Below are 8,034 nucleotides of genomic sequence, written 5' to 3'. Positions count from 1 at the left end.
TTGGACTTGGTGACCATGCCGAGGTTGCGGCCCTGCGTGATGACGTCCAGGGAGCGGTCGTAGCGGAAGGCCGGGCGGATGCGCTTGAAGATCCGCGGGACGGTCTCGACGTTGTGCGCGAAGACCTCGGGGGCGGAGTCGCAGATCGCCGCGATGTGCTCGGGCCGGCCGGAGAAGTCCGGGATCAGGAGTTCGACGCCGGTGCCGGGGTTCAGTTCGTGGATCTTGCGGACCGTTTCGGCGTAGAGCCAGACGCCCTCGTCGGCGAGGTCGTCGCGGGCCACACCGGTCACGGTGGCGTAGCGCAGGGCCATGGCCAGGACCGAGCGGGCGACCTTGGTGGGTTCGAAAACGTCCACGGGGGAGGGTTTGCCGGTGTCGATCTGGCAGAAGTCGCAGCGGCGGGTGCACTCGGAGCCGCCGATCAGGAAGGTCGCTTCCTTGTCTTCCCAGCATTCGAAGATGTTCGGGCAGCCGGCCTCCTCACACACGGTGTGCAGGCCTTCCTTCTTCACGAGGTTCTTGAGCTGGACGAACTCGGGGCCCATCTGGACCTTGGCCTTGATCCATTCCGGCTTGCGTTCCACCGGGGTGGCCGCATTGCGCTGCTCGATCCGCAGCATTTTCCGGCCTTCGGGTGCCAGGGTCACAGTAAAGCTCCTTCATGGGTTGCAACTAACGCTTCTTCATTGTTGCGCAGTTCTTCGATGATCCGGGACACGAGATCGGCGGGGGTAACGTCCCGGCCGATCTCCTGCGAGATCGTGGTGACGCCGGCGTCGGTAATGCCGCAGGCGATGATCTGGGCGTACGGCGCAAGGTCGTTGTTGCAGTTGATCGCAAAGCCATGCATCGTGACGCCCTCATGGACGCGGATGCCGATCGCGGCGATCTTGCGCGCGGGGCCCTTCTCGTCCTGGTCGAGCCAGACTCCTGCGCGGCCCTTGATCCGGACGGCGGCGATGCCGTAGTCGGCCAGCACGGCGATGATCACGGCTTCGAGCCGCTCCACGTAGTCGCGGATGCCAGCCGGGTTCTTGAGCTTGATGATGGGGTAGCCAACCAGCTGTCCGGGACCGTGCCAGGTGAGCTTGCCGCCGCGGTCAACGGGGACCACCGGGGTGCCGTCAAAGGGGCGTTCATGGTCTTCGGTGCGTTTGCCGGCCGTGTAGACGGCGGCGTGTTCGAGCAGCAGGACCGTGCTGGGGGCTGTACCGGCGAGAACCCTCTCATGGAGTTCGCGCTGGATGTCCCAGCCGCGGGTGTAATCAACAAATTCCGGGGCAAGACCCAGCGGGGAAAACTCAAGAGCCATGGCATCCAGCTTAGACCCCGGCTGTCCCAGAGGCTGATTCTGTGGCCAAGCTCTCACCCCGACCGGGTGGACGATCAGTCGTCGGCGTTCGGGAGGTGGTCCGGCCGTCCGGAGGGGTTCCGCGGTCCGGGACGCGGTGGTAGTGTCCCTGCGAGGCTGCCGCACGCAGGCGCCTGACCACGGGAGGGACGCCATGTCGACCACCATTCCGAAGAAGCAGATGACCGTCATGCAAGCGGCGTTCATCGGGGTGGGGTCGATGGTGGGCGCAGGAATCTTCGCGCTGCTGGGAGCGGCGGGCGCCGTCGCCGGCTCGGCGGTGTGGGTCTCCTTCCTGGTTGCCGGCACCATCGCTGGTCTCCAGGGCTACTCGTTCGCGAAGCTTGGCGCCGCGTTTCCTTCGGGCGGGGGCATGCTCGCTTACCTGGCCCGCGGGTTCGGTGAGGGTCATGTCACCGGGATTGTGTCATGGCTCTTCTATGTGACCGGCGCGATCGTCGGGGCAATGGTGGCTTCGTCCTTCGGTGGCTATGCCAGCGCCGTCCTGACCGGTCGCGATCCAGGCTGGGCCAAGGCGTTCGCCGTCGCCCTCATCCTGGTGATGACGGCACTGAACGCCGTCGGCTCCACGGCAGTCGCAAGAGTCCAATCCCTGATCGTGAAACTGGTGCTGGCCATCCTGTCCGTGTTCGCGATCGTCACCATCGCGAATTGGAACCCCGCGCTCCTCGACCCGGCCGGCTACCCCGGCGTCCGCGAGATCATCGCGAGCGTGGCGTTGACGTTCTTCGCCTTCCTCGGATTCGGCGTCATCACCTTCACCGCGAAGGATCTGCCTGCCCCGTCCCGTCAACTGCCCCGCGCCATGTACCTGGCGCTGGCGATCGCCACGACAGTTTACGTCGCGGTTTCCCTGGGCGTCTTCGGGACACTGACCGCCGACCAGGTTGTCGAATACGGCGCGACGGCCCTGGCCGAGGCAGCCAAGCCCACCCTGGGCCAGTTCGGATACGTGCTGATGGTGGTCACCGCCCTGCTCTCCACCGCCGGGGCAGTGAACGCCAGCCTCTACCCCTCGGTGGGCATGACCCGGCACCTCGCCTTGGTGGGCCAGTTCCCACCGGTGTTCGGCAGCTCCCTGGGCCGCCGGCACGTGCCGGTCGGGCTGCTGGTGATGGCCGGGCTCGCGGCCGTGATGGTGCTGGCGTTCAACCTCAACAGCATCGCGTCGCTCGGAAGCGCGGTTGCCCTGCTGGTTTTCTCCGCGGTCACCGTGGCCCACTTCAAGGTGTACAAGGAGACCGGCGCCCTGCTTATGGTGCTCATCATCGCCCTGGTCGCAACCATGGGAACGTTCGTCGTGTTCTGCACGACCACGCTCGTCAACGAACCCGCCACGGCCGCCGCACTGGTGGTGATCCTTGCCCTGGCCCTCATCACCGACCTGCTCTGGAAGCGCCACCGAAGGCGCGCAAATTAGCACCACGGCGACCTCACGTATAGGGGAGATCGGTACTATTCCCGGCTAATTCCAAGGTCCATGCTATAGGCACCGAGCACTTTGTGTGATAAGGGGGCAGTGGCATGTTCAAGCCGTCGACTACTCGCCCCAGGCGGTTGGCTCCGCCTGGCCCGTGGCGCAGACCACGGGACACCCAGGGATGTGGCTGCTGTGAGCAGCGCTGATCAGACACTGGCCCGCCCCAAGGTGCCCACGGCGGTGTGGATCTCCTGGGTGGCCCTGGCGCTGATGACCACGAGTTCGGTGGCCAGTCTCCGTGCGGCCCCGACCATGGCCGTCTACGGCCTGGCCTCGGTCTTCCTCTACGTGGTTCCCGCCATCGTGTTCCTGCTGCCCACCTCCCTCGTGTCAGCTGAGCTGGCGTCCGGATGGAAGGGCGGCATCTACAACTGGGTAGCGTCGGGCATCTCCAAGCCGATGGGCTTCCTGGCGGTGTGGTGCCAGTTCGCGATGACGATTTTCTACTATCCGACACTGCTGGGATTCGTCGCCAGCACCCTCGCCTACGTCTTCAACCCGGCGCTGGCCAGCAACGGCGTGTGGACGGCCCTGGTGATAGTGGTGTTCTATTGGGCCGGCGTGTATGTCTCATCCCGCGGCACGAAGGGCGTGGCAGGCCTGGCCAGCGGTGGCCTGATCATCGGCACCCTGATCCCGGGCGCCCTGCTCGTCATCCTGGGTGCGGTCTTCCTCGGCCAAGGCAATCCCTCCGCCGCGCCGATGACCGCGGCAAACTTCTTCCCCGAATGGGCCGGGCTGGCCAGCCTGGTGCTGATCGTGAACAACTTCCTGTCCTACAGCGGCATGGAGATGAACGCCGTGCACGTGTCCGCCCTGAAGGACCCGCCCAAGGAATACCCGAAGTCGATGTTCCTGGCCATGGGGCTCGTCCTCCTGATCTTCATCCTGCCGGCGCTGGCGATCAGCTGGATCGTCCCGGCCGAAGAACTCTCCCTCACAGCGGGGGTCATGCAGGCCTTCGACGCGGTGCTGGCGTCCTTCAACATGCAGGGCCTCACGCCGATCCTCGGCATCATGCTGGTTGCTGCCTCCCTCGGCGGCATGCTGACCTGGCTGGCCGGTCCATCCAAAGGCCTGCTGCTGATCTCGCGTGAGGAAGGGTACCTCCCGCCGTTCCTGCAAAAGCTGAACAAGAACGGCATCCAGCAGAACCTCCTGGTCGTCCAAGGGCTCATCACCACCGTGATCGCACTCGGCTACGCGCTGATCCCGGATGTCTCCAGCGCGTACTGGATCTTCTCGGTGATCACCACGCAGGTCTACCTGATCATGTACCTGCTGATGTTCGTGGCCGCTGTCCGGCTGCGCCGCAACGACCCGGACCACCCGCGTGGCTACCGGGCGCCCATGCTGATCGGGCTGTGCGGCGTCGGATTCGCCGCCTCCCTGGCCGCCCTGCTCGTCGGGTTCGTCCCGCCGTCGCAGTTCGGCAACGGCGATCCGATTGTCTATTTCCTGATCGTCGGCGGCGGCGCACTGGGGCTCGGCCTGCTCGTGCCGTTCCTCTTTTACAAGCTGCGCAAGCCTTCCTGGAAGCTGCCTGACCAAGAGAGGCAGACGGAGGTGCCAGAGTCATGAGCACGCAGATGGAGTCCTCAACCAAGCGCGGTCGCTCGGTCCTTTACATCGTTTCCATGATCTTGCTCGTAGTCTTCGCTGTTATCGCACTGGTGAACTTCCGCTCGGCGAGGGAGACGCAACAGTCCCTGGAGAAGGCCGACCAGCTCATAGCGACGATCGAGGCTGCCGGGGGTACGGCACCCCAGCGCGAACAGATAGCCCGGGTACTCGGCGACGACGGCGGCGCGGTCTGCGCGAACCCGAACGACGCGCTGAGCCGGGCCACGTTCCTGAGCCAGCTCTCGAACGGGGCCACCGGACCCGGAAGCAGGCCGGTCATCGCGAACGCCCGAATCGTCCAAGGCGAGCTCGCGATTCTCCAGATCTACTGCCCGGATGAGCTGGCCGAGTTCCAGCAGTTCATCGACGACCTCAAGACGGTCCACACAGGTGGTGCGTGAGCCGTGGAACTGCGGTCACGCATCACCGACCTGATGCGCCCGGCATGGGGCGAGCTCGCGGAGTTCGTGGCCCTTCGGTCGGTCGCGGATGCCCGGCAGTTCCCCGCCGAGGAGTGCGCGAAGGCTGCGCAGTGGGTGCTCGCCAAATTTGCCGCGCTCGGATTTTCCGATGCCCGCCTCGAGCGGACGCCGGACGGCTCCGACGCGGTGGTCGGCTCGAGACCGGGACCCGATCCGGATGCGCCCACTGTGCTCCTCTACGCGCACTACGACGTGCAGCCTCCGCTCAATGATTCCGCGTGGCGGACTCCCCCCTTCGAACTCACTGAGTCGGGCGGCCGCTGGTATGGCCGGGGCGCCGCCGACTGCAAAGGCAACATCCTCGCCCTTGTGCTCGCGCTCAGGGCGCTCGGCAGCGACGTTCCGGTGAATCTGAAGCTGGTTGTCGAGGGGTCGGAGGAACAGGGCACCGGTGGGCTCGAGGCGTTTGTCGCGAGCCACCCGGATCTGTTCCGTTCCGACACCATCCTGGTCTGCGACACCGGCAACGCCGCCGTGGGTCACCCCGCGGCCACCGTGACCCTGCGCGGCATGGTCAACGTTGTGGTGACGGTGGAGGCGTTGGCGTCGGAACTTCACTCCGGCATGTTCGGAGGTGCCGCCCCCGACGCGCTCGCCGCGCTGATCTCCCTGCTGGCACGATTGCGCGACCAGCAAGGCAACACCACGATCACGGGATTGGACAACACCCAGACGTGGACCGGCGCACCTTATCCGCCGGAGCAATTCCGGTCCGACGCCGGCCTGCTCGAAGGCGTCGCGTTGTTGGGGGATGGCAGCGTTTCCGACATGCTCTGGGCCAGGCCTGCCCTCACCGTGCTCGGCATCGATTGCCCCCCGGTGACCGGCTCGACGGCGGCAATCGTGCCGCAGGCGTCCGCCCGGCTCAACCTGCGCGTACCGCCGGGTATGGCCGCCGATAATGCCCACGCCGCATTGGTAGAACACCTCACGGCCGCAGCGCCTTGGGGCGTCCACGTCACGGTGGACCTGGAGGCCATCGGGTCACCCTTTAGGGCGGCCGTCGGCGGGCCCGCCTTCGAGGCCATGGGTGCCGCGATGCTTGAGGCCTACGGCCAGCCGATGACCACTCTTGGGCAAGGGGGGTCGATCCCGCTCTGCAACGTGTTCGCCGATACCTATCCGGACGCGGAGATCATCCTGTTGGGGGTCGAGGAACCGCTTGCACTCATCCACGCACCGAATGAGAGCGTCGATCCGAACGAGATCCGGGCCATGGCCTTGTCCCTGGCCCTGTTCCTCCAGCGGTACGCGAACACCGGCTGACGGGCCTCGTCCCGCACCTCGTCCGGAGTGGAGCGGTTCGAGCCCTCCGGGCACAACGGCGGTGGCTGTGGATAACTTCTGCGCGGGCGGGCGGAATCGGCTATTCCTAGTACATGGACGAATTTGCTGAAGTGGGCGGCAGCGCGGACGCGGGAATTCCCGAACTTCACGGCTATGCCGTCGGCCGGGAGCTTGGCCGGGGCAGCTCTGCCGTCGTCTGGCTCGTGACCGAGGAACTGACGCAGCGCGACTTCGCCCTTAAGAGTTTTGTGCTGCCGGATCGGCACATCCCGGATGCCTACGCCGGGGCGGGGGATGTTGAGGATTCTGTCCGGCGCGAGATCCGAATACTCTCGGTCCTAAACCACGAGCACCTGGTCAAGGCACGCGACGTCGTCCGGCTGGACGGGGTGGCCGGGGTACGCCTCGGGCTGATCATGGACTATGCGGCGGGCGGGTCGCTGGGGCAGCTCGTGGCTGGCCGCGGAATGCTGGGACCGGGGGAGACGGTGACGGTGCTGACCCCGATCGCGCAGGCGCTCGCGTACCTGCATGGCCAGGGCTTTACGCACGGCGACGTCTCACCCGGCAATGTGCTGTTCACCGCGCACGGCAAACCGCTGCTGGCCGATCTGGGTGTGGCACGCATGATGGCTGACGCTCAGGCGGTGGCCGACGCCGGGACGGAGGGCTTCCGCGACCCGGCGCCCGTTGACGCCGTCCGGGCCGGACTGCAGCCGGAGCGCGATGTGTATTCACTCGCGGCGCTCGGCTGGTACTGCCTGACCGGACGCGCCCCCGAACCGGGTGCGCAGCGGCCGCCGCTTCCGCTGCTGGTTCCGGGAGTTCCGCCGGCGCTGACGGCAGCGCTGGAAGCCGGACTTCAGGAGGACCGCCGGCTACGGCCTTCTGCCGCAGAGCTCTCAGCCGCCGTGCATCGCAGCGCTGCGGCCGCAGCCGTGGACCTCTCGGTCTCCGTCCACCCCACGGTCATCCCGCAACTGCTGACACGGCGGACCGTCCCCCGCACGGCGCGGGCACGGTGGGCCGAACGGCTCCGGTTGCACCACCGCCGATTCCCCAAGCCTCGCCCCGCCGAACTTCGTTCCGGGGGCACCGCGCGGCACTCCGCCCGCCGGGGCTCCTCCCGCAACGGCCTGGCCCGTCCGAAACCTGCGGGTCGGACGGGCTACCGCCGGGGCTACCGGGCAGCCGCCGTGGGCCTTGCCCTCAGCGGTGCCCTCGTCACCGTGTGGGCGTTTGCTGGTGCCCGGATGCCCTCACCGTGGCTCAACTTTGCCGACGAGCAGCCACGGTCGGTCAGTCAGTCCGCACCAGCTCCCGGGGCGCCCGTGCGGACTGCCCCGGTCATTTCTCCGGAGGTGCAGGACCAGCTTGCGTCAACGGACCCCGAGGAAGCCGTCCGCGGGCTGGCCCAGCTGCGCTCCCTTGCGTTCAGCTCGGGGGACTTCGGGTTGCTGGACCAGGTCAACGTCCCGGCGTCGACCGCGGCCGTGGCGGACGGACGGATCAGCGCCGGGCTTCGGGAGTCCGGCCGGGTGCTGGCCGGCTTTACCATCCTCCTGACCGGTGTGGCCGCAGAGGGGAACAACGGTCCCTCCCAGGCGGTCGTGGTGGTCACCGCCGGCACGCCCGCCTACCAGGAACGCGACTCCACTGGAGCGGTGCTGGCCGAGGCCGCTGCCGGGCCCGAACAGCGGCTGCGGCTGGTACTGGCGCCGGTTGAAGGACGTTGGAGGATTCAGGACATCCTCCCGGCCGCCGGCACGTCTGGCGGCTAGGGCACG

Annotated in this window: 7 protein-coding genes; 5 read left to right on the top strand and 2 right to left on the bottom strand. The window is 67.0% G+C overall.

What is annotated here, in order from left to right:
• Both J2X01_RS16000 and lipB read right to left on the bottom strand, forming a co-directional pair.
• Positions 1-650 (bottom strand): lipoyl synthase (locus J2X01_RS16000; protein ID WP_310059523.1); only part of this gene is annotated, 650 nt, incomplete at its 3' end.
• Entirely contained in the window at positions 647-1,315 is a 669-nt protein-coding gene (gene lipB, locus J2X01_RS15995) for a lipoyl(octanoyl) transferase LipB (RefSeq protein ID WP_310059520.1), read from the bottom strand. The genes J2X01_RS16000 and lipB, both read right to left, overlap by 4 nt.
• Positions 1,316-1,508: 193 nt before the next feature.
• Here lipB and J2X01_RS15990 point away from each other — a divergent pair, with 193 nt between their 5' ends.
• The 5 genes from J2X01_RS15990 to J2X01_RS15970 all read left to right on the top strand — a co-directional run bounded on the left by J2X01_RS15990 (position 1,509) and on the right by J2X01_RS15970 (position 8,028).
• Positions 1,509-2,795 carry an APC family permease gene (locus tag J2X01_RS15990; protein WP_310059518.1) on the top strand — a complete coding sequence of 429 codons (1,287 nt, stop codon included), beginning with the start codon at positions 1,509-1,511 and terminating at the stop codon, positions 2,793-2,795.
• A 192-nt stretch (positions 2,796-2,987) separates the two neighbouring features.
• Positions 2,988-4,436 carry a glutamate/gamma-aminobutyrate antiporter GadC gene (gene gadC / locus J2X01_RS15985; RefSeq protein ID WP_310059514.1) on the top strand — a complete coding sequence of 483 codons (1,449 nt, stop codon included), beginning with the start codon at positions 2,988-2,990 and terminating at the stop codon, positions 4,434-4,436.
• Positions 4,433-4,879: a hypothetical protein gene (locus J2X01_RS15980; protein WP_310059511.1), complete on the top strand. Its 447-nt coding sequence runs from the start codon at positions 4,433-4,435 to the stop codon at positions 4,877-4,879. Before gadC ends, J2X01_RS15980 begins: the two co-directional genes overlap by 4 nt.
• A gap of 3 nt (positions 4,880-4,882) precedes the next feature.
• Complete coding sequence (locus J2X01_RS15975; RefSeq protein WP_310059508.1) at positions 4,883-6,226, top strand: dipeptidase; 1,344 nt, start codon at positions 4,883-4,885, stop codon at positions 6,224-6,226.
• Between the two features lie 113 nt (positions 6,227-6,339).
• A complete protein-coding gene (locus J2X01_RS15970; protein ID WP_310059506.1) occupies positions 6,340-8,028 on the top strand; it encodes a serine/threonine-protein kinase in 1,689 nt (562 codons plus the stop codon).
• Positions 8,029-8,034: the final 6 nt, after the last annotated feature.

It is taken from the genome of Arthrobacter ginsengisoli, assembly GCF_031456935.1.
Classification (GTDB): Bacteria; Actinomycetota; Actinomycetes; order Actinomycetales; family Micrococcaceae; genus Arthrobacter; species Arthrobacter ginsengisoli.
The sequence above is the reverse complement of the archived record's forward strand: the minus strand, read 5'-3'. Positions and strand labels throughout refer to the sequence as shown.

Excerpts from the sequence above, each read along its gene's own strand:
- lipB (WP_310059520.1), bottom strand. The coding sequence starts at position 1,315 with ATGGCTCTTGAGTTTTCCCCGCTGGGTCTTGCCCCGGAATTTGTTGAT.
- J2X01_RS15990 (WP_310059518.1), top strand. The coding sequence starts at position 1,509 with ATGTCGACCACCATTCCGAAGAAGCAGATGACCGTCATGCAAGCGGCG.
- J2X01_RS15980 (WP_310059511.1), top strand. The coding sequence starts at position 4,433 with ATGAGCACGCAGATGGAGTCCTCAACCAAGCGCGGTCGCTCGGTCCTT.
- J2X01_RS15970 (WP_310059506.1), top strand. The coding sequence starts at position 6,340 with ATGGACGAATTTGCTGAAGTGGGCGGCAGCGCGGACGCGGGAATTCCC.